The sequence below is a fragment of the Desulfogranum marinum genome, assembly GCF_963675105.2.
GTDB classification, from domain to species: Bacteria; Desulfobacterota; Desulfobulbia; order Desulfobulbales; family Desulfobulbaceae; genus Desulfogranum; species Desulfogranum marinum.
Map to the genome: position 1 here is coordinate 493,652 of NZ_CAXXRO010000002.1, position 21,186 is coordinate 514,837.

21 protein-coding genes are annotated in these 21,186 nt (G+C 44.2%); 12 read left to right on the forward strand and 9 right to left on the reverse strand.

The window, feature by feature from the left end:
* Positions 1–13: 13 nt before the first annotated feature.
* Complete coding sequence (gene lptE / locus ACHZCY_RS02965; RefSeq protein WP_205221379.1) at positions 14–562, forward strand: LPS assembly lipoprotein LptE; 549 nt, start codon at positions 14–16, stop codon at positions 560–562.
* An 81-nt stretch (positions 563–643) separates the two neighbouring features.
* A complete protein-coding gene (gene dusB / locus ACHZCY_RS02970; protein ID WP_319547771.1) occupies positions 644–1,618 on the forward strand; it encodes a tRNA dihydrouridine synthase DusB in 975 nt (324 codons plus the stop codon).
* 92 nt (positions 1,619–1,710) lie between these two features.
* Here the strand turns inward: dusB and ACHZCY_RS02975 are convergent, their stop codons facing one another.
* From ACHZCY_RS02975 to ACHZCY_RS02985, 3 genes are read right to left on the reverse strand one after another with little or no spacing between them, the layout of a single operon-like run.
* Positions 1,711–2,577, reverse strand: coding sequence for a tetratricopeptide repeat protein (locus ACHZCY_RS02975; protein ID WP_319547772.1), 867 nt, complete (start codon positions 2,575–2,577; stop codon positions 1,711–1,713).
* A complete protein-coding gene (locus ACHZCY_RS02980; RefSeq protein WP_319547773.1) occupies positions 2,574–4,847 on the reverse strand; it encodes a nitric oxide reductase activation protein NorD in 2,274 nt (757 codons plus the stop codon). The genes ACHZCY_RS02975 and ACHZCY_RS02980 overlap by 4 nt, the downstream gene beginning before the upstream one ends.
* Before the next feature lie 3 nt (positions 4,848–4,850).
* Entirely contained in the window at positions 4,851–5,663 is an 813-nt protein-coding gene (locus ACHZCY_RS02985; RefSeq protein WP_205221383.1) for a CbbQ/NirQ/NorQ/GpvN family protein, read from the reverse strand.
* A 176-nt stretch (positions 5,664–5,839) separates the two neighbouring features.
* On the opposite strand from ACHZCY_RS02985, the gene ACHZCY_RS02990 reads away from it, so the two are divergent.
* Positions 5,840–6,688, forward strand: a complete 849-nt coding sequence (locus tag ACHZCY_RS02990; protein WP_319547774.1) for a PHP domain-containing protein — start codon at positions 5,840–5,842, stop codon at positions 6,686–6,688.
* A gap of 28 nt (positions 6,689–6,716) precedes the next feature.
* Positions 6,717–8,105: a sigma-54-dependent transcriptional regulator gene (locus tag ACHZCY_RS02995; protein ID WP_205221385.1), complete on the forward strand. Its 1,389-nt coding sequence runs from the start codon at positions 6,717–6,719 to the stop codon at positions 8,103–8,105.
* Between the two features lie 160 nt (positions 8,106–8,265).
* On the opposite strand, the gene ACHZCY_RS03000 is transcribed toward ACHZCY_RS02995, so the two are convergent.
* The 4 genes from ACHZCY_RS03000 to lpxK all read right to left on the reverse strand — a co-directional run bounded on the left by ACHZCY_RS03000 (position 8,266) and on the right by lpxK (position 12,519).
* Positions 8,266–9,123: an NAD(+)/NADH kinase gene (locus tag ACHZCY_RS03000; RefSeq protein ID WP_232370901.1), complete on the reverse strand. Its 858-nt coding sequence runs from the start codon at positions 9,121–9,123 to the stop codon at positions 8,266–8,268.
* Between the two features lie 2 nt (positions 9,124–9,125).
* Positions 9,126–9,941 (reverse strand): pyrroline-5-carboxylate reductase, encoded by an 816-nt coding sequence (gene proC, locus ACHZCY_RS03005; RefSeq protein ID WP_205221387.1) that lies wholly within the window; start codon positions 9,939–9,941, stop codon positions 9,126–9,128.
* Positions 9,942–10,199: 258 nt separating this feature from the next.
* Positions 10,200–11,198, reverse strand: coding sequence for a UDP-3-O-acyl-N-acetylglucosamine deacetylase (gene lpxC / locus ACHZCY_RS03010; RefSeq protein ID WP_205221388.1), 999 nt, complete (start codon positions 11,196–11,198; stop codon positions 10,200–10,202).
* A 268-nt stretch (positions 11,199–11,466) separates the two neighbouring features.
* Positions 11,467–12,519, reverse strand: coding sequence for a tetraacyldisaccharide 4'-kinase (gene lpxK / locus ACHZCY_RS03015; protein ID WP_319547775.1), 1,053 nt, complete (start codon positions 12,517–12,519; stop codon positions 11,467–11,469).
* Positions 12,520–12,840: 321 nt separating this feature from the next.
* Between lpxK and ACHZCY_RS03020 the strand changes: the two genes are divergently transcribed.
* The 8 genes from ACHZCY_RS03020 to ACHZCY_RS03055 all read left to right on the forward strand — a co-directional run bounded on the left by ACHZCY_RS03020 (position 12,841) and on the right by ACHZCY_RS03055 (position 20,295).
* Complete coding sequence (locus ACHZCY_RS03020; protein WP_205221417.1) at positions 12,841–13,944, forward strand: branched-chain amino acid ABC transporter substrate-binding protein; 1,104 nt, start codon at positions 12,841–12,843, stop codon at positions 13,942–13,944.
* 127 nt (positions 13,945–14,071) lie between these two features.
* On the forward strand, positions 14,072–14,974 hold the full coding sequence (locus ACHZCY_RS03025) for a branched-chain amino acid ABC transporter permease (RefSeq protein WP_205221390.1): 903 nt from the start codon (positions 14,072–14,074) through the stop codon (positions 14,972–14,974).
* A 42-nt stretch (positions 14,975–15,016) separates the two neighbouring features.
* Positions 15,017–16,222 carry an ABC transporter permease subunit gene (locus ACHZCY_RS03030; protein ID WP_319547777.1) on the forward strand — a complete coding sequence of 402 codons (1,206 nt, stop codon included), beginning with the start codon at positions 15,017–15,019 and terminating at the stop codon, positions 16,220–16,222.
* 21 nt (positions 16,223–16,243) lie between these two features.
* Positions 16,244–17,023, forward strand: coding sequence for an ABC transporter ATP-binding protein (locus ACHZCY_RS03035; protein WP_205221392.1), 780 nt, complete (start codon positions 16,244–16,246; stop codon positions 17,021–17,023).
* A 1-nt stretch (position 17,024) separates the two neighbouring features.
* Positions 17,025–17,732, forward strand: a complete 708-nt coding sequence (locus tag ACHZCY_RS03040) for an ABC transporter ATP-binding protein (protein ID WP_205221393.1) — start codon at positions 17,025–17,027, stop codon at positions 17,730–17,732.
* Between the two features lie 48 nt (positions 17,733–17,780).
* Complete coding sequence (locus ACHZCY_RS03045; RefSeq protein WP_319547778.1) at positions 17,781–18,764, forward strand: Gfo/Idh/MocA family oxidoreductase; 984 nt, start codon at positions 17,781–17,783, stop codon at positions 18,762–18,764.
* 45 nt (positions 18,765–18,809) lie between these two features.
* Entirely contained in the window at positions 18,810–19,988 is a 1,179-nt protein-coding gene (lpxB, locus tag ACHZCY_RS03050; RefSeq protein WP_205221395.1) for a lipid-A-disaccharide synthase, read from the forward strand.
* Entirely contained in the window at positions 19,975–20,295 is a 321-nt protein-coding gene (locus tag ACHZCY_RS03055; RefSeq protein ID WP_205221396.1) for a Smr/MutS family protein, read from the forward strand. Before lpxB ends, ACHZCY_RS03055 begins: the two co-directional genes overlap by 14 nt.
* Here the strand turns inward: ACHZCY_RS03055 and ACHZCY_RS03060 are convergent.
* Complete coding sequence (locus ACHZCY_RS03060; protein ID WP_319547779.1) at positions 20,261–20,773, reverse strand: hypothetical protein; 513 nt, start codon at positions 20,771–20,773, stop codon at positions 20,261–20,263. The two genes, ACHZCY_RS03055 and ACHZCY_RS03060, sit on opposite strands and share 35 nt — an antisense overlap.
* The gene (locus ACHZCY_RS03065; RefSeq protein WP_319547780.1) at positions 20,770–21,051 is read right to left on the reverse strand and encodes an HP0495 family protein; all 282 of its coding nucleotides are present in this window, start codon (positions 21,049–21,051) and stop codon (positions 20,770–20,772) included. The genes ACHZCY_RS03060 and ACHZCY_RS03065 overlap by 4 nt, the downstream gene beginning before the upstream one ends.
* Between the last annotated feature and the right edge of the window lie 135 nt (positions 21,052–21,186).

The following is a 21,186-nucleotide window of genomic DNA, read 5'->3' on the forward strand; positions in this document are numbered from 1 at the left end:
AAGGAGATAGACAGTGAAAATAAAGACCCAGGGACTGGCCGCTATTGTGTTCATTACTTTCTGCCTCTGCAGTTGTAGTGCATATTATTTCCCTCATATTTATGAAGGGCCAAGCCAGGTTATTTATGCTCCTACATGGAAAAACCGGACCAGCAAGCTTGGTTTGGATTCACAGATCTATCAAACTTTATCTCGGTGGTTTTTGAAATCAGAATCCATTACCTTGACCAAAGACCAAACTAAAGCTGACCTTGTTCTTGCCGGTGAAATTGTTTCCATAAGTTTACCTAGTATCTCGTGGGATGGTCAATCAAATGCCACTGATATTAAGGTCAGACTTGGTGTTCGCTATGTACTCAAAGATCTGAAATCCGGCAAAATACTCTGGGAAGTGCCTGAACAACTTTGGACAGAAGACTATCCTGCAGAAACAGTCAATGCCACCATCGAAGCAGAGGCACTTGAAACTATTGTCGATGATCTCTCTGAGTCTATTTATCTCGGTACATTAAAAAGATTGCGACAAAAAAACATGCCACCCACAGAAACAGTTACCAAATAAACGAAGCAATCATTCCCTGCAAGGCGCTTCAGAAGTTGGTTTCTGAAGCGCCTTTTTTTATTGTGATTTTAATTGAACCAAATGAACCCACCGCTTAAACCCCTTCAAATCGGGAATCTCGTTTTACCCAATCCTTTTCTTCTCGCCCCACTAGCAGGTTATACAGATCTTGCCTTTCGCCTTTTGTGCCGAGAAATGGGTGCTTCTCTTTGTTTTTCTGAAATGATCAGTTGCCATGGCTTGGTATATGGTCAGAAGAATACTCTGGTCTTGTTGGATACCGTGAGTGAAGAACGACCTTTTGGTATTCAGTTATTTGGAAGTGATCCAATTGCGATGGGTAAAGCAGCTGCTATCGTTTCTACTTATCCCGTTGATGTAATTGATATCAACATGGGTTGCCCTGTAAGAAAAGTTATTAAAAAAGGTGCCGGTTCCGCACTTATGAAAATCCCTGAACTTGCCGAAGCCATAATCAAAGCGGTCTGTGCCAATACTTCGCTCCCGGTGACCGTTAAATTTCGTAGTGGGTGGACTCACGAGAGTATTACCGCCGTCAGCTTTGCTCACATGGTTGAGAATGCAGGTGCCGCAGCACTCACCGTTCATGCCCGAACATGGTCTCAAGGGTTTGGAGGGCTTGCAGATTGGGATATTATCCGCCAAGTTAAACAGGCTGTTTCTATTCCGGTTATCGGCAATGGCGACGTACTTTCTTATGAACAAGGGGTACGGCGAATACAGGAAACCGGATGCGACGGTATCATGGTTGGCAGAGGGGCGCTAGGCAATCCTTGGGTTTTCTCCCCACAGGGGCGGCCTGCAACTCTTTCCGGAAGACTTGTTCAGTTACAGCGACATATGGAGCTTTCTGATAAGTATTTGCCGAATCAAAGAATGCTTTTTAGAATTAAGAATCACGCGGGTCGGTATTGCGCGGAAATTCCTGGCGCTGCCCGTATGCGAAAAAAAATTTATGATTGCGAAAATATGATTGAATTGCTGCAGCTTTTTACAACAGAGGCAAACTATAATGGGCCAATAGATGAAGACTAATAATCATCTTGTTTATTGTTTAATTGGATTTTTCTTCGCATAGAAAGGTGGGCGCTGGATCCGAGAGATTGGGTGAAAAAATGCTGGACAGCCTAATCGTTGGTTTTGTTTTTGGCTGTAGGCACCCTTGGTTGAGTTTGTAGATTAAAACGTTCTATTTGCTGATATAAGCTCACCGAAATGGCCTGGGCGCGGTTAAGTTCTTCCCAACTCATGTCAGCCATAAGACTGTTTCGGCTAATTCTGGCTGTGGTGTTTCCCTGGCTGGCGGCTATCGAATACCATGCATACCCCAGGGCAAGGTCTCTTGCTGTGCCCGTTCCTGTCGCATGCATCATACCCACATTGGACTGAGCTAAACTATCGCCCTGCAAGGCTGCTTGGGTGTATAGCTCCAGGGCCCTGGACAGATCACTTTGACCATCAAGGCCATGATAATAAATAAAAGCAAGATCGGTAATTGCCGCCAGATTGTTAGCCTGCGCTGCAGGGATGAGCCATTTTTTGGCTTCTTTGTAGCTTTGCGGAACACCGCTTCCGCGAAGGTACATGCTGCCTATTATCTGCATAGACTCAGGGGTACGCTTATTTTGTTTTGCAGCCTTCAGCAGCCATTTAAAGGCTTCCTTTAAGTCCGGATCAGTTCCCATCCCTTTAAAGAACATTCCACCTACCACAAACTGTGCTTCAGCGTCACCTCTTTGTGCTGCCACCTTGTACAAGTTTAAAGCTTTTGCATAGTTCTGAGGTTTTCCTATGCCGTTATAATATTTATATGCTTGAACTTTAAAGAGTTGGATTTGTTCATCTATTTCTTCTGCAGCATAGACATTAGAGCCATGAACGGTAGACAATAACAAGTAAAATGCCGCAACAATTCCAAGAAGCAGTTTCAGGAGATGTAATGCAGGTAAAATCGTAGATGCAAAAAAAATGTCGTGTTTGCCATTTTTTTTCATGTTGTTAATACTTTGTAAATTTCCGGAACTAATGAAGGCAACCGCACAACATCGTTAACAAAAATATAATTAGCTGGTCCGTACATATGTGCCATATATGTTTGAGCGTGTCTATCTATTGTTATGCAGAATGGGTGAACCCCTTGCGATTTTGCCTCCAATAAAGCTTGTCTGGTGTCTTCAATGGCATATTTCCCTTTATAGTCATCATAATCTTCCGGTTTACCATCTGATAAAATGATGAGCAACTTCAGTTTTGCCTCGATATCTGCAAAAAGAGCATTCATATGGCGGATGGCAGGTGCCATGCGTGTGTATTCTCTGGGGCCGATACCTGTTATTTTTTGTTGGACGGTCGTATCATATTGCTCTTCAATGGTTTTAATTGGATATATTTCGCAGCGAAGGCGACGCATGCCGGAAAAGCCGTATATGCCGTATCGATCATCAAGCATTTCCATCGCTTCACTTAACAGAACCAATGCTTCTTTTATCGATTTCCCCACCCATCCTGCTGTGGAGTTTGACATATCTACCAGAAAAAGAACGGCAATGTCTCGTTGATCTCGCAGGAGCCGAATAAACAATCTATCTGAAGGCGGATAGCCTGCAAGGGCATCGGCAAGGGACTCGACCAGAGCATCAAAATCAATGTCATCTCCATCACGTTGCCGGCGAATAAAATGTTCACTGGTCTGCATGACTTCAAACTGGTATCGTAATCGAGCAATCTGGCCACGATATTTTTTGAGTGTATCTGCAATAAAAGTCGATTGTACAGGTTCAATCTGTTTTTCAACCACTACACACCAATTTTTCCTGAACCCCTTTCGACGGTAATCCCATTCATCATAGACCACAGGTGCTATAATACCTGCACCTTGTGCAGCAGGATAAAGATCTGGAGCACCCCTACTCTGACCTGCCTGACCGGCAGCACTGCTAACGTAATGTTCGGGCAGATAGCCCAGGTCATCTATGATATCCTGTGCTAGGGATGCAAGTTCATCTGTCAGTTTAATCTCTTGGTTGTTTATTTGAATGTATACAGGTTCAGATAAATGGGGCTGGTCTTCGTTATTTTTATTGCCAATGACGATTCTTGCCTGATCTGCGGAATGCGAAGGCGGTGATTGAGGTTCATCAGATGCGTTTTCCGACGAAAAGGTAACAGTGTCTGGTAATTGTAGCAACAACGTGGAAAAAGCATCAAGGAAATGTTTTTTATCCTGTTTCCTTTTCTCTAGGACTGCAGCAACGACGGCATCCAGCCGTAATTCACCTTGAAAAAAAAGAGGCATTCCCAATAGTTGGTAAAGAGTTTCTTCCTTAAAAAGTGGGTAGATAGCTTTTGCCGCTTTTTTGCTGACAGTAAAGTCGGCAGTATTTTCTTTACAGGTACTCAGCCACTGCTTGACCAATGCTATTGTCTTGGAGGATACGTTGTGTTCAAGGCGAACAAAAAACATGTTTTGCAGGAGCTCAGTTACAGTGGAACACTCGGCTCGGGTGTTCAAATCAGGTAAAAAAGCAGGTAAAAGCGTTTTGACCTGTCGCATAAGGCCCGGCAATTCCTGATCCAAAAAGTGGGTAATCCGAATAGTTTCACAAAAATGATAGAGTCTGCTTCCCAGAATGTTGTCCCTAAAAGACGCAAAAAAAGTATCTAAAGGGTGAGTGGCAAAAGCAAGGTCACTGGATTCTTTGATGGCAAGGGTTTTGAGTTTTATAGATGCCCACTGAAAGGAGACCATGAACTTGTACAATAAAAAACACTGTTCTCTATCTGCACACAGACGTAATTCTTGTGGAACAAAAATAGCAGAAGTGTTGGTATAAAGATTTTCCGCAGGAAACAGCAAGATCTCTCTTCCAGCCAAGCCGTTAATATAAGGTTGTAATCTTCCCTTTGCTTCTTCAAAGTTGAGTCCACGTTTTCCCTGCAGGTGAGAAATGAAATAAGGTATCCTGCTTATGCATGACTGTGCAGCCTGCAAGCCTCCTTTCTCGTAATGATCAAGCAACTCCTTGACCCATTCGGCTAAAAAACCGCTCTTCACAAGAGGGAGTATTTCCTCAAATCGTGTAAGGAAAGTAAAACAAAGCGCATTGGAGACAGGCCAAATGACGGGGACTTGAGCTAGTATAATATTTTGGATGCGCTCTTGCTGATTGGCAAGCGGCAACAGAGAGTCTTCAACTTCCCATTCATTTGGCAAACTTGGCTCTACTAGAGCAAAGAATTGTTTGATCAGTGTTGTTATCTGCATTGATCACCAAAGAGAACTCACCATCTCATCCAGGGCGCTCATCAGTTCGTGGTCATCTGTCAACGGTTCGACAATCGCGACCCGACAGGCCAAATGGATTGGTATACCTTGAGCCACAAGCTGACCAGCCTGAATCAACAATCGGGTACTTGCACCTTCGACAAGTCCTGAGTCTTTCAGCCCGCGTGTCATATGGGCAAGTTTCACTAAAGAACCGGCCAGTTCAATGTCAACGTTTCCTTCTTTTTGAACAATTTTAACTTCTTGTTCAATTGATGGGTAATCAAAAGAAAGAGCGATAAATCGCTGCCTTGTTGATGTCTTTAGGTCTTTTAAGACACTCTGGTATCCAGGGTTATAAGAAACTGCAAGCATGAATTCAGGCGGCGCCATAATCAGCTCACCCTTTTTTTCAACAGGCAGTTCTCTTCTATCATCAGCAAGAGGGTGGATAACGACGGTTGTATCTTTTCGCGCTTCTACTATTTCATCCAGGTAGCAAATCGCCCCTTTCCTCACTGCAAGGGTGAGCGGGCCATCGTTCCAAACAGCTTCTCCACCGCGGATAAGGTACCTGCCTACCAAGTCACTGGTTGATAAGTCATCGTGACAGGACACCGTTATCAGAGGACGTTGTAATTTCCAGGCAAGGTATTGCATAAAGCGGGTTTTTCCGCATCCTGTTGGTCCTTTGAGAAGTAGAGGCGCGCCAATGGTATAGGCAGCCATGGCTACATTTACCTCCTCGGCTGTTTGCAGGTAATACGGCTCATCGACAATGATATGTTCTTCTATTTTTGTGTTTTTATCAGCCATCAATGTTCTCCTTTTTGTTTGAATGATTGTAATGTAATGATTTGGATAAGAATGACAACCTATAGTTATAAATGGTTTTTATTTGCCTGTTGCAGAAAAGGACATGCGTGATTAAGCTGGAAAACAAATCCAAATGAACCACAAATGCTCCAGCTCACCATTACTCATTTTTTTCAATGTGCATCGATTTACACACTCACTCTATTTACTCGGACGGCAGTTCCACCCCTTTAGAGCTTGTCGAACTAGCCATCAAACAGGGGATTACAGCATTAGCGCTGACCGATCATGACACTATGGATGGTGTTGAGGAAATGATGCAGTTAGGGGAGGAGTACGACCTAACAATTCTAAGCGGCGTAGAAATCAGTGCCATGTACAATAAACAGAGTATCCATCTTCTTGGATATGGTATAGAGACGACCAACAGTACATTTACGCAGTGGCTTGCTCTGCTGCAAGGTGGGCGAACGGAACGTAATCATAAAATTCTTGCCTCATTGCAGGAACTAGGATTTGAAATAACCGACAGAGATCTACAGCAAATGTCTGGCACTGGACTAGCAGGCAGGCCTCATATTGCTAATATACTGATAAAAAAAGGTATTGTCCGTTCCTTTGACGAAGCTTTTCGATCGTATTTAGGGAGAGGTAAAAAAGCCTGGCATTGTCGATTCTGCTACTCTGCGATTGAAACAATTAGTGCCATCCATCGTGCCGGCGGCATCGCAGTTCTTGCCCACCCAGGCCAGATAGATTCCAGTATGAAACGTCAGCCCGCCCTTATTCGCGAACTAGCCTTGTATGGATTGGACGGTATTGAAATTTATTATCCGTCCCATTCAAAAAAGATGAAAAAAAAGCTTTTTGCACTCGCTGCCGAAAATAATCTCCTTGTCACCGGGGGCAGTGATTACCACGGAGCAACTCGTCCTGCTAACATGCCGGCTTGTAGTGGGGGGACGTTTTGTCCACCAGTGGAATTGCTTGCACCCATTGTAGAAAAAATTAACCAATACAAATAGCTATAATCCATTTTTCAATGATAATGCCATGTATACGATCCTTGTAGTCGATGACGAACCGAATTATCAAATAGTCCTGTCCGAATTACTTCGTGATGAGGGATATGAAGTTTTTACCGCAGACAGTGGTTTAACAGGTTTGCCTATCGTACATGAAGCCGATCTTGATCTCGTTATTTCTGATATGAAAATGCCGGGAATGGATGGTATTGAGTTCCTTGCTAAAATCAAAGAATATAACCGCGAACTACCTGTTATCCTTCTTACAGCCTTTGCGGAGGTTGAAATGGCTGTTGAAGCCATGCGACTGGGTGCTTTTACCTACCTAGCCAAACCTTTTTCCAATGAGCAGTTGCTTGCCGGCGTCGGCAAAGCCATTGAACACTATAACCTTATTCGTGAAATTCGAAGGTTGCGCGACGAAGCTACCCCACGTTCCGGTTTTGGCGGAATGATAGGGAAAAATCCTTCCATGCGTGCCGTGTATCAGCTCATTGAAAAAGTTGCTCCCGCTCCATCTTCCGTGCTTATTACCGGTGAGTCCGGCACTGGAAAAGAACTCGTTGCACGTGCCATACACAACTTGTCGCCACGTAAAAATGCTCCTTTTATTTCGGTCAACTGTGCCGCCTTATCAGAGCATCTTTTGGAAAGTGAACTTTTCGGCCATGAAAAAGGCGCTTTTACCGATGCAGTCAGCATGCGTAAAGGGCGTTTTGAACTGGCCGACAAAGGGACACTTTTTTTGGATGAAATAGGTGAAATGCCACCCCAGTTACAGGCGAAATTACTGCGTGTTTTGCAGGAAAAGACCTTTGAGCGGGTGGGCGGTAGTTCAACCCAGAATGTGGACGTCCGGATCCTAGCGGCAACCAACAAAGACCTTAAAGATGAGATTGAAAAAGGGAGCTTTCGCGAGGACCTTTATTACCGATTGAATGTCATTCACATTCACCTCGTGCCGCTTCGTGAAAGAGTCGATGACATACCGGCCCTTGTCACTCATTTTATAGAAAAAAATAGTAAAACACTAGGGAAAGAATTAGATATTTCCCCTGATGCTCTTCGTTTGTTGGTTACACTTCCCTGGGAAGGAAATGTACGAGAATTGGAGAATACCATTGAGCGGGCTGCGATTTTGTGCAGTGGTGATAAAATTGAACCGGAAGATGTGCAGCCGGACTCTTCTCAGCTCCATGATGCGCAGGAATGGAGTACGGGCTTGGAGCTCAGCCAGTTTATCCCTGAGAACCTCAGCCTTGCAGAGATACTTAATGGGATTGAGGAGAAGTTGGTTCGCCAGGCCCTTGAAGATGCTGCCAATGTGCAGGCAAGAGCTGCAGAACAATTGGGCATTACCAAAAGCCTGCTTCAATATAAAATGAAAAAGTATAAAATTAAACGAAAGAAAAAATAACGCAGCCCAGCAACTATACTGTGCTGAAAATGTACTATTTAGCAGTGCTCTGAATGTTCACAAGCTGACCGATTTAGCAGATAAGTCTCGACTTCGACACATCGAAATGCTGGGCGGACAGATAGTGGGAACTGGGCTACTGCTGAACAGTTACAAAGATTTAACAGTGTCGGCAAACTAATTCGGGTAAAGGTAAATCAATGCTTGAGCCGCCCCAGTTCAGTTTATTTCTCAAGATGGTAAAATAACTTTTTAAAGGCGAGCTGATAAGTAAAAGCGGCTTGGATGCTTTTTGCACCAGGAGGTAATCATCATCGGTTATTTTCCACTGTAGAGACCCATCAATGATAACCTTGACATCTCCGGCGGGAGCAAGCAACTGGCTCGTTATTTTCGTTTGCGGGGCAAGCAGCACTGGTCTGGATTCCAGCATAAAAGGACATATTGGGGTGACCAGAATAGTATCCAGTTCGGCATGGGCTATAGGGCCACCTGCCGACAGATTGTAAGCGGTTGAGCCTGTTGGAGTGGAAAGAATAAGCCCATCTGCCCTGTAGGTGGCTATATATTCTTTATCAGCCCAACAGCGTAGCCGTACCATATGTTCTGTGCTGTCCTTAACGATAACCACTTCATTGAGGGCGTACACAGGAGCGCTTTTGGCACCGTCTTTACCATGGATGACCGCCGCTGCGAGCATAATTCTTTCTTCTACCCTATAATCGCCTGCAAGTACTGTCTCCAACGAGTAGTACATTTCGTCGGCTGAAACTTCAGTAAGAAAGCCAAGATTGCCTAGATTAACGCCTAGTATGGGGATGTCTGAATTGCTGGCCTGTTTTGCCACATGAAGAAGCGTGCCGTCTCCACCAAGCACAACCAGCATGTCCAGGCCGGGGGTGAGTGGTTGGTTTAAGCTGGCGTCAATCCCTCGATCTTTAAACCAGGTAACCAGTTGCTTCCCGATTTTTTCAACATCCGGACTGTCCAGCCGTGTGACAATCCCAACAGCTTTCATCCTCACGCGCCCAACTCCTTTGATCGGTTGGCGGCAGCCAAAACCGCATCCATCAGCGCAGAGCGTATTCCACGTTGTTCCAACAGTTGAATACCTTTAATTGTTGTGCCGCCTGGAGATGTGACCTGGGCTTTCAGAGCGGCTGCGTTTTTATCGCTTTCCATGGCAAGTTTGGCAGTACCATATATAGTCTGCAAGACTAGCTGTTCAGCTGTGTTTCGTGGCAGGCCGGCCAGTACCCCGCCATCAACAAGACCGTCAATAATGGTGAAAAGATAGCCAGGCCCGCTGCCGCTGAGACCTGTTACGGCATCAAGTTGAGTTTCCTGGACTTCTATACAAAGACCAATGGCAGAAAAAATAGAAAGCGAGAGTGTGCGATCTGCTTCGGTTGCGTTTGTATTCAAACTTATGGCGGAAGCACCGGCCAAAACAAGAGCAGGAGTGTTAGGCATTACCCGGACAATACGGGAGTTGTCAGGTAATATAGATTCGAGTTCTCCAATGGTGACTCCTGCAAGAATCGAAATAAGCAGGTGATTAGAAGTCAAAAACATTACATATTGGTCGAGTACCTGGTGGCAGACCTGGGGCTTTACTGCAAGAATGAGGACCGTGCATTGCGCGCACAACTCCTCTGCTGTATCGCATGTTGGTATGCCATAAACATCATGCAAATATTTTTTTCTATCAGGGTCTGGATCTATGACTACCAGCTGTTCTTTTTGGGTCACATTGGCAGCAAGCAGGCCACGGATTAACGCCTCTGCCATCTGGCCGCCGCCTATAAACCCTATACATTCGTTTGGTTGCAACATATCAGTCTTTCAAAAGGTGTTATTGTGAACTGTTCAGCCGTATTACAGGTGTGCGCAAACCATCAGGAAACAATACTAATATTATTTTTTTCTATCTGACTGCGTGCAGCTGGGGGTGGTGCTGGACCGTTACGTTAGTGTTGTAAAAAAAAACCGCCGGTAAAACCGGCGGTTTAGTAGGATAATATAGCGAAGTCTTTAATTTATTACCACATCATTTGTGGACTTACATACCGAGCAATCAAGTATTTAATACTATCAGGCTGCGCAAACAGATTGTTGAACTCTGGACTCTGTGCCTGGAATGAAAAAGGGCGTTAGGCAATCACCTGCTGTTTTTGTGGTATTTACAACCTGACGCAGCAGGGCGTCACCTTTTTTCTGAAATTTTACATATTCCCAGGAGTCAGGGTTCTCGGCAATGGTTTTCATTAGTCCAAGGTGCAGGCCGTGACCGGAACGATCAGCTGTAACGTGTCCAAGAACAGGCGTTCCAAGCAGTGCAAGGTCGCCAATGAGATCAAGAACTTTGTGACGAATAAATTCGTCGTCAAACCTAAGCCCATCTTCATTGAGTATGGAACGACGGTCCCAATGAATAGCAATAGTATTTGCGAGATTGCCACCAAGAGCAAGGCCATTTTGCCATAGATATTCAACCTGCTCTACGAAACCGAAAGTTCGAGCTGAGGCAATTTCTTTGCAGAATCGTTCCTGGTTTACGTCGAGACTGTAGGTCTGCTCATTAATGAGTTCATTATCAAAGTGAATGCGACCAGTAATCTTGAAACCATCGTAAGGAACTATTTGAATGGATTTTTCTCCATCAGAGTATCGCAGAGGTTTTGTAATACGCAGAATCTTACGCAATGCCCTTTGTTTTGCTTTCCCACCTCGCTTAAGCAAATGGATAAAAGGCTTGGCGCTACCATCCATAATGGGCACTTCATGTGAATCAATATCGACTTCGGCATTATCAATACCAGAACCGCGAAGCGCTGCCATCAAATGCTCTGTTGTAGAGATGCGGTTTGCTCCCTGGCCAATAGTTGTTGCCAAGTTCGTGTCAACAACATTTTCAGCCCGCGCTGCTATTTCAGGTGTACCAAGAAGGTCTGATCGCAAAAAACGAATACCGCTGTTGGCTGCGGCTGGTCGTATTGTCAAATTGACGGTTCGACCGGTATGCAACCCTACCCCGCAACAACTTACGGATCGTTTTAAAGTGTATTGATGAGGCTCAATAAGTGATGCCATATTTAGTCCTATATATATTAAAAAAGTAAATTGCCTGTATGTATGGTTTCATCTCATGCAACAAGTGAGCCAAAAACAGACATCATTTCTTTTGAAATAGATAGCACTTTAAAAAGGTCTAAATATCAAATAATTAGGCGGGTAATTTTAATTGTTTGCCAGAATGCGGCCATATGGACACCTGTGTCAAATAAAACACACATCAGTAAATAATCTACAAATGTTGAAATTTCGACACATCTAATGGAGATGAAACGAAAACAATATGTTACCGCTGTATCTCCTTCAAAATATATTGGTCGAAAGTTGGATCAAATTTTGTCTCCATTCTCAGAGCATACAGTGGCAAAGGCAATGTTTTCTCTTTAAATTTTACAAGGTCCTTTTCCGTTGTCAACAGTGCTTCGGCGCCAACTTTATCAGCTTTATGAAGAAGGGTTGCCACGCGTTGATCCGTATACTCTACATGGTCGGGAAGGCTACTGAAGCCGACGATATTTAGCTGTTGTTTTTTTAAGGTTTGTTGAAAGGCTTGTGGATGCGCAATTCCACAAAAACCATAAGTCGGCACCTGATTCAAATCTGTAAGTTCAGATGGACTAAGAGTGTCGTTACTGTCCAGTTGAACTAAGCGTTTCTTTTCATACCTTGCAAATTCTGTTTTTATTTCAGGGAATTTCGCGTGAAGAAGAGAAGCAAATTGATCAGCGCGATCATGGTTTTCCTGATGTACATCCGTCATGACAAATGTGGTAGCTCTCTTAAGCGCCGTAACAGGTTCGCGAAGATCGCCCCCTGGAAAAACGCGTGAATTTCCAGCTAATACATCTGTTTTAAAAAGGACCAGGTTAATGTCTCTGGCGAGTTGCATATGTTGAAAACCATCATCAAGCAAGAGGACGTTAGCCCCCATAACTATAGCCTGTTCTGCTGGTAATTTTCTCACAACACCGGTTAGAATGGGAATTCCAGGAAGGGTATCAGCTAGAAAACAAGACTCGTCACCTGCTTCCTTTGCATCAAGGAGAAGTTCAAACCCGTTAGAAACTATATTAACAGGTTTACGTGATTCTCCTCCATATCCCCTTGAAATAACTGCAGGTTTATATCCATTTTGCTGCAACAATCTGGCGAGATATTGCACGACGGGTGTTTTGCCGGTTCCACCTAATGTCAAATTACCAACACTGATGACTGGTACGGAGACGCGATGGGTTTTGAAATAGTTTTTTTTGTACAATAACGCCCTGAAATGCATGGCCAAGCTGTACAAAGGTGAAAACGGCCGCCCTAAAGAGAAATAAAATTGTTTTGAATTCATAGCAAAAAATAATCAAAAAAAAACGAATTGAAAAGGTGATAAAGGGCTACAATAAAACCTTATTATACAACTCGCTACAAGCTTTTTGCGCTTATCCTGCCCTGTATAAAAGGTTAAGTTTAATTAAAAAATAAATACACAAACCTTCAAGCCCTACAATGTGTGAATAGCATTATTGTTCTTGCCGGCAATTTCATTTACTCGTGCAAGTCATTTTTAGTGTAATTTTCTTTTTGAATGGGGTATGAGTGAGCGTTATTGTTTCTAGAATTTTTTAAAAAATACATTAAGGAGGGACATCACGTGATTTTTTCAAAACGAATGCTATCCATTCTTGCAGCATTTGCCCTGGCAGCAGGCATCGCTTCAAATGCATCTGCAGCAGAGACCATCAAAATTGGTGTTGCCGGCGCTCACAGTGGAGACTTGGCATCTTACGGGATCCCAACCATGAAGGCAGCCCTGCTTGTTGCTCAAGATCTTAATGAGCAAGGAGGCATCAATGGTGTGAAAGTTGAGGTTTTAGCTGAAGATGACGTCTGTAAGCCTGAAGTAGCTACCAACACCGCCACCAAGTTGGTTTCCGAAAATGTAAACGTGGTTATCGGTCATATCTGTTCTGGAGCCACCAAGGCTGCGCTGCCGATATACCGTGATGCTAACATCATTGTTATGTCTCCTTCCGCCACCAACCCTGATCTTACCCAAAGTGGTGATTACCCCAATTTTTATCGTACTATTGCCTCTGATGATGCTCAGGCTAGAACATTGGTCGATTTCGCTACGGATACCTTAAAGGTTGGTAAAATCGCAGTTATTCATGATAAAGGCGACTACGGAAAGGGATTGGCTGAGTTTGTCAAAAGTTTTCTCGAAAAAGACGGCAAAGCTGAAGTCGTCTTGTTTGAAGGCGTGACACCTGGTGCTGTAGATTATTCAGCCGTTGTTCAAAAGATTCGACGCAGTGGAGCTGACGCTGTTATTTATGGCGGTTACCACCCAGAGGCTTCCAAAATAGTCAGCCAGATGCGCAAAAAAAGAATGAAGACCATGTTTCTTGCACCTGATGGCGTAAAAGATGATACGTTTATCAACGTTACCGGGAAAAATGCAGAGGGCGTCTACGCTTCCGGACCTGCTGATGTTTCCAAGAACCCATTGACCAAAAAGTTTCGTGATAAATTCATGGCCACCGAAGGTGCTGAGCCCGGTGCTTTTTTTGACAATGGCGTAACCGCAGCTCTTGCCCTCACCAATGCCATTGCTAAAGCAGGGACTGATTCCGCTGCAATCGCAAAAGTGCTGCACACTGAAACTGCCGACACACCTTTTGGGGCAGTAAAGTTTGACGAAACCGGTGAGCCTATCGGCATTGGATTTGTTGTTTACCAGGTTAAAGACGGCAAATTCGTCACAGTTCAGTAAAGTTTTCCGACACTGATTTTCATGCCTGGAACTGTAATAACAGTTCCAGGCATTGTTGCGTTAAGGTTTCTTTAACTATCACCACACAACCAAGCCAGACACCGCATCTACTGCTGCGCATTCTCTTATGGACTATTTTATTGAACTCTTTTTCAGTGGTCTGACACGGGGCTCTATATATGCTTTAATTGCCCTTGGTTATACAATGGTTTATGGTATCATTGGGCTTATAAATTTTGCTCATGGTGAGATTTATATGATAGGAGCTTTCACCGCTCTTATTGTCTCCACCGTCCTGACCATTTATGGTTTTCCCCTTCTGGCAGTGATCGTCCTTACAGCATTGGCTGCTGTTATCTGGGCTGCATCATACGGGTATACCATCGAACGTCTTGCATATAGGCCATTGCGAAGTGCACCTCGTCTTTCTCCATTGATTTCAGCTATCGGCATGTCAATTTTTCTTCAAAACTACGTTTTGCTTGCCCAGACCTCGGATTTCCAACCCTTCCCTGCCTTAATTCCTGAATTTGATTTTATGGAACCGTATGCCCATATAGTCGGTTCCTCTGATCTGGCTATTCTTGTTGTGTCAGCAATTGTCATGATTCTTTTGACCTTCATGATCAAATTTACTCGCACCGGCAAGGCAATGAGAGCAACGGCTCAGGATAGAAAAATGGCAATGCTGGTCGGTATTAATGTTGATAATGTTATTTCCATTACCTTTATTACCGGTTCCGCTTTGGCCGCTATTGGCGGACTTCTTATCGCATCCCATATTGGCCAAATAAATTTTTATATCGGTTTCATAGCCGGTATTAAAGCCTTTACCGCAGCTGTATTAGGTGGAATCGGCTCAATACCCGGAGCAGTTCTGGGAAGTTTTATTCTCGGGCTCACGGAAGCTTTTGCCACTGGGTACGTTTCCAGTGACTATGAAGACGTGTTTGCTTTCAGCCTGCTCGTATTAATTCTGATTTTTAAACCAGCCGGTCTTCTCGGCAAGGCAACCGTAGAAAAGGTTTAATCGTCATTTTTACATCAATAAATCCCTATCAATTTCAGGCCCATGCTCTCTTTTAAGGATTTTAGAAATGGATTAATGGTCACCCTCTGGTTTGTCTTTCTTACCTTTCCTTTGCTGGTGATCAAAATCAACCCCATTGAAAAAAGTGTTGTTTGGCGATGGCATAATATGCTGTATGTCGCTTGCGGCACTTTTGTGTTCTATGTACTCTCACGTCTCTATCTAGCCAGGAAAAAAGAACAGCAACAAAAAATTAAAACAGGCATTGTAGAAGACAAGGTAGCTTGGAGTGCCAAGCTTTTTTCCGAGCCTAAATTTTACATACCGATAGCCGTTGCTGGTTGTCTTTTTGCTTTAGCTTTTCCTACCCTGTTTTCGACCTATCAGGTAAATATCATGATTACCGCCCTCATGTACGTTGTGCTTGGGCTTGGGTTGAATATAGTGGTCGGTGTAGCAGGGCTGCTTGATCTTGGGTATGTTGCTTTTTATGCAGTTGGTGCCTACGCCTACGCCCTATTGAACATGCATTTCGGACTCGGTTTTTGGACAGTACTTCCAATAGGCGGCCTTCTTGGAGCATTGTTCGGCATTTTATTAGGCTTTCCCGTGTTGCGCTTGCGCGGGGATTACCTGGCAATCGTCACGCTTGGTTTTGGCGAAATCATCAGGCTTATTCTTGAAAACTGGGGAGAGTTTTCCCAGGGACCCAGTGGAATTTCCAATATTGCACGCCCTGGCTTGTTCGGCATTGATCTCTCGTTAGAGATGTCGATCAACTTTATGTATTATTTGACCATTCTCATGGTTATCTTTACTATTTTTGTAGTTAACCGATTACAGGATTCGCGAATCGGGCGAGCTTGGTTTGCGCTGCGTGAAGACGAAATAGCTTGTCAAGCCATGGGTATCGACAAAATGAAAACCAAGCTGACCGCCTTTGCACTTGGAGCCACCTGGGCAGGTATGGCGGGAGTTATGTTTGCTGCCAAGACAACCTTTGTTAATCCAGCCAGTTTTACATTTCTAGAATCTGCAATCATTCTCTGCATAGTCGTGCTCGGCGGGATGGGATCCATTCCAGGTGTTATCGTAGGCGCCCTGGTGCTTATCCTCCTACCTGAATATCTACGCGCCTTTTCTGATTACCGTATGCTTGTGTTTGGCGCGATCTTAGTCATTATGATGATTTTCAGGCCTCAGGGGCTTATTTCCACTGTTCGACGCACCTATTCTCTTAAAGATTAAACAACCTGTTCGAATTTAAGTATGGAACCTATTCTCGATGTTAAAAACCTCACCATGGATTTTGGTGGGATTCGTGCACTTGATCACCTGAGCTTGCAGATTAAACCAGGTGAAATAGTTGCCCTCATTGGTCCCAATGGTGCCGGTAAAACCACCTTTTTTAATTGTATCACCGGGATTTATAAACCCACCAAAGGTGATCTGCTTTTAAACCCGCCAGGGAAAAAAACAAAAAAGCTCAATGGACTTAAGCCCAACAAAGTAACAGAACAGGGGCTAGCCAGAACATTTCAAAATATTCGGCTGTTTCCTAACATGACAGTGCTCGAAAATGTCATGATTGGGCGCCATTGCAGAACCAAGTCCAAAATTTTCGGCGCCATTTTCAGAGACCCACGTACCAAAAAAGAAGAAAAAGAGATCGTGGAACAGAGCCTTGAGATTCTAAAAAAAATTAATCTTGATAAGATGGCGGATGAGTACGCCAAGAATCTTCCTTACGGTGCGCAGCGTCGACTTGAAATAGCCAGAGCCCTGGCTACGGAACCAATCGTCTTGCTGCTTGATGAACCTGCTGCCGGAATGAATCCTCAAGAGACCCAGGAGCTCGATGAATTAATAACCAAGATTCGTGATGAGGGGCTTGCCATTTTGCTTATCGAACATGACATGAAACTGGTCATGAACATATCCGACCATATATTTGTGGTTGATTACGGTAAAAAAATCGCAGAGGGTAGCCCGGAAGAAATCGGTAAAAATCCTGACGTCATCAAAGCCTATCTTGGAGAGGATATTTAACATGCTTGAACTCCGTCAAATTGATACCTTTTACGGGAATATTCAGGCCCTGCATGAAATTGATCTTAAGATCGAAGAAGGTGAGATCATAAGCTTGATCGGTGCCAATGGGGCCGGCAAATCCACTACCCTGATGTCCATAAGCGGTATTACCCCACCCAGGTACGGCGAGGTCCTTTTCAAGGGAAAACCCATTCACGAATTATCTCCAGATAAAATAGTGACCCTTGGCATTTGCCAGGTTCCTGAAGGAAGACATATTTTTCCCGAACTGACGGTTTCGGAAAATCTAGACATGGGAGCCTTTTTAAGAAAAGATAAAAAAGGTATCGAAGATGACCGTGAATATCTCTACGACCTTTTTCCTATCTTAAAACAACGTCGGAACCAGCCGGGAGGAAACCTCTCCGGTGGAGAACAACAGATGCTAGCCATGTCCCGGGCTTTAATGGCACATCCTCAGCTCTTGCTGCTGGATGAACCCTCCATGGGACTTGCTCCGTTAATCATTAAACAAATTTTTGAAATTATAGAAAAAATAAACAAAGAACAAAACACGACCATTTTCCTGGTTGAACAAAATGCCAACTTAGCGCTGAAAATTGCAGATAGGGGGTATGTACTTGAAAATGGCAAAATCATTATGCACGATCAGGCTGACAAACTCCTGGTAAATAAAGATGTGCAAAAGGCATACCTCGGTATTTGATGTTATTTCAGCCGTTCTTTTTTAATTCCAATATAATTAATTTTTACAGTGAAAACCATTAAAGTAGGTGTATTAGGTGTTGGGTATCTTGGTCGCTTCCATGCCCAAAAATATGCTGCCATGAAAAACGTCGAACTCGTCGGCGTTGCAGATACAGACAGCGAACAAGCACATAAAGTTGGAGAAGAATGCAGTTGCAGGCCATTTATTGATTACAAACAACTGCTGCCTCTTGTCGACGCTGTTTCAGTCGTCGTACCCACCAGTCTTCATCATCAGGTCACCAAGGACTGTCTCAATCAATCAGTGGACGTAATGGTTGAAAAACCTTTTACTACTACTCTTGAGCAAGCCGACGAACTGATAGAACTGGCCAGTAAAAAAAAGGCTGTTTTACAGGTCGGCCATTTGGAAAGATTTAATCCTGCTGTGCTTGCTATGCAGCCGCTACTTAATCACCCGTTGTTCATCGAGGCCCATAGAATATCAGTGTTTAAGGACAGGGGGACAGATGTAGACGTTGTCCTCGACCTGATGATCCATGATATTGATATCATTTTTTCTATCGTAGATTCTCCGCTGAAAACCATACATACCGTTGGCACGCCTGTCATGACCCAGTTGACTGACATTGCCAATGCGCGTCTTATCTTTGAAAATGGTTGTACCGCCAACGTCACGGTGAGCCGTATCTCCATGGATAACATGCGCCGCATGCGTATTTTTCAGCCGGGGCGATATTTATCTGTTGATTTCGGTAAAAAAGAAGTCATGTCTATTCAACTCAAAAAAGAAGAGAGTGCTCCCTTTCCTTTACCAGATGTAAAGAAATATGGATTCCGTGAACAAGATGCCTTGGAACTGGAATTGACCGACTTTGTTACTAATGTCAGGCAAAGAAGTAAACCTATGGTTTCAGGGATAGAAGGACGTAGAGCGTTGGATATTGCCTTGCAGGTGGTTGAACAGATTTCAGTCAACCAGGAACAAGTTCAACATTTGCTTACCCCGGAAAACAACATTTGTTTGTAGTGCGAATTACCTCTTCTTCTATTTGTTAAATAATCCGCGACTATTATGCCTAGAACCAGCTCCTCTTCATCAGAACATATCATGATTATTGCAGGAGAAGCATCCGGCGACATGCACGGCGCAAACCTGGTCAAAGCTCTGCAGGCAATGCGGCCTGATATTACTTTCAGTGGTATGGGTGGGAAAGAACTGGCAGCTGCCGGCGTTGACATTCTCTTTGACGCCGCAAAGATTGCAGTAGTAGGCGTAGTCGAGGTTTTCAGTCATCTCAAGGATATTTTTAAAGCGCGACAAACCCTTATTGAAGAAATGCGGCAGAAAAAACCGGCGCTGCTGATTCTTATCGACTTTCCTGACTTTAATATGCTGTTGGCTGCCCAGGCCAAAAAATTAGATATTCCTGTTTTTTATTATATAAGTCCTCAGGTATGGGCTTGGCGGTCCGGACGTGTAAAAAAAATTGGCCGGCTATCGCGCCGGGTAGCGACTATTCTCCCTTTTGAGCAACAATTTTATAAAAATTATGGATATGAGGTGGACTTTGTTGGCCACCCTCTCCTGGATACCGTTACTACAACCATGTCCAGGGCGGAATTTCTCAAAAAATATGATATACCGCCAGGAAACAGGCTCATAGGAATTATTCCGGGAAGCCGAAGTAAGGAAATTAAATTCCTGCTTGCAGACTTTTTACAAGCAGCGGTCCTGTATGAGCAGCAAACCGATCAGTCCTGCACTTTTTTATTGCCACAAGCCTCTACCATATCAGATGCCCAACTGGAAGAGAACGGTCTTGGTGAGTTTGGTCATGAGCTGGACATACGGGTTATAGCTGAAAACAGGTATGATCTGATGGCAGCCTGCGATGCAGCACTCACGGCATCCGGAACCGTAACCCTGGAGCTTGCGATACTGGGTACGCCAGCCGTTGTGGCGTATAAACTAGCGCCTAAAACCTATTTGCTGGGCAAAATCCTTATCCGCAATATTCGTTTTTTTTCGCTGGTTAATCTCATCAGCGATAAACAAATTATTCCAGAGCTACTTCAGGATGAAGTAACACCAACGCGACTTGCCTCGGAACTCGACAAGCTACTAACAGACCCGTTAGAGCACCAGCAGGTCCATCAGGGGTTGCAAGCACTCAAGTCGTTATTAGGCGGACCAGGAGCCTCTGCCAAAGCGGCATCGATTGCATTGGAGATTATTCGTGAAAACCGATGATTTTTCTCCTGAAAATGAAGTTGATGAGCCAGTTGCAATTCCCATAGACGGTACCTTAGACCTGCACCCTTTTAGTCCCAAGGATATTAAATATCTTATTCCTGATTACCTCAAAGAATGCCAGGCCCAGGGCATTTATCATGTCCGCATCATTCACGGCAAAGGGACAGGGGCGCTACGACGAAGTGTCCATGCCATTCTGCAACGATTGCCCACTGTAAAAAAGTTTGTCCTTGCCGATGAGACAGGAGGATCTTGGGGAGCCACCCTTGTTACTCTGGAGGAGGAGCGGCCTGAAGGGGCTTAACAAGGCCATGTTGAGCCCCCAGGGTTCTGACTGAGAGCATAAAAGTTGATGGCATAGGCAAGGCTCGATCTTCCTGGAGGATACCCAGTGCTTTTGCCATTAACAAAGAGGGAATCGAATGAATTCCTTCCTGATTGTCACAGATGGCTTTCATGCGCAGGCCATCGGTAAGAAAAGGACAGAGCTTTGGGAAACGCTCGCCGATATTGCGTAACTCTTCTTCTACGCGTTCCCTGTTTTTGCCCGCAAAATCGGTAATCCCTGTGTCAGCAGGTTCAGTCCCGAATAAATTATTTACCACTGCCCCTGCTAACTTGCGCTGGTCATCTTCTGCCAAATCCGTTGTCCTGGAATCGATATCTTCTTGAAGTTGCTTGAACAAAACCATCTGTATCATGGTGATTGCCTCACGCATGGCAGGAACGACTTTATTGTCTACTTGTGGATTTTCTTGCGACTCTTGGGTTGTATTATTCATAAAACAATTTTAATTACTGGATTTTTAACAAGTTGGTCATAAAGAGACAGTCGTTGCTCTTCAGACTGCACAACAAGTTCAAGGTTCATGCTTACATAACGTCCGCCTGAGCTGGTATGAGAGTTTGCCAGCAGATGGTCGGTAGTTGGGAGTAGATCCATTACAGCATCAATGATCGAATCACGATCAGTGCCAATAATCTTATACTGCCATAAACACGGATACGATATTTCCGGTTTACAGCCTTCAACGGGTATATTCGGTGTTTTTTTCTTCATGTCAGCCTTATACTGTAGCTATTCGAGCAAAACAACGGCAAAAGGCAATAAAAATTATCCAACTCCAATGGCCGCAGTGGTATACTCTATTTCTTACTCATTGCAACGTAACGGAGCACAGGGTTTGAAACTCCC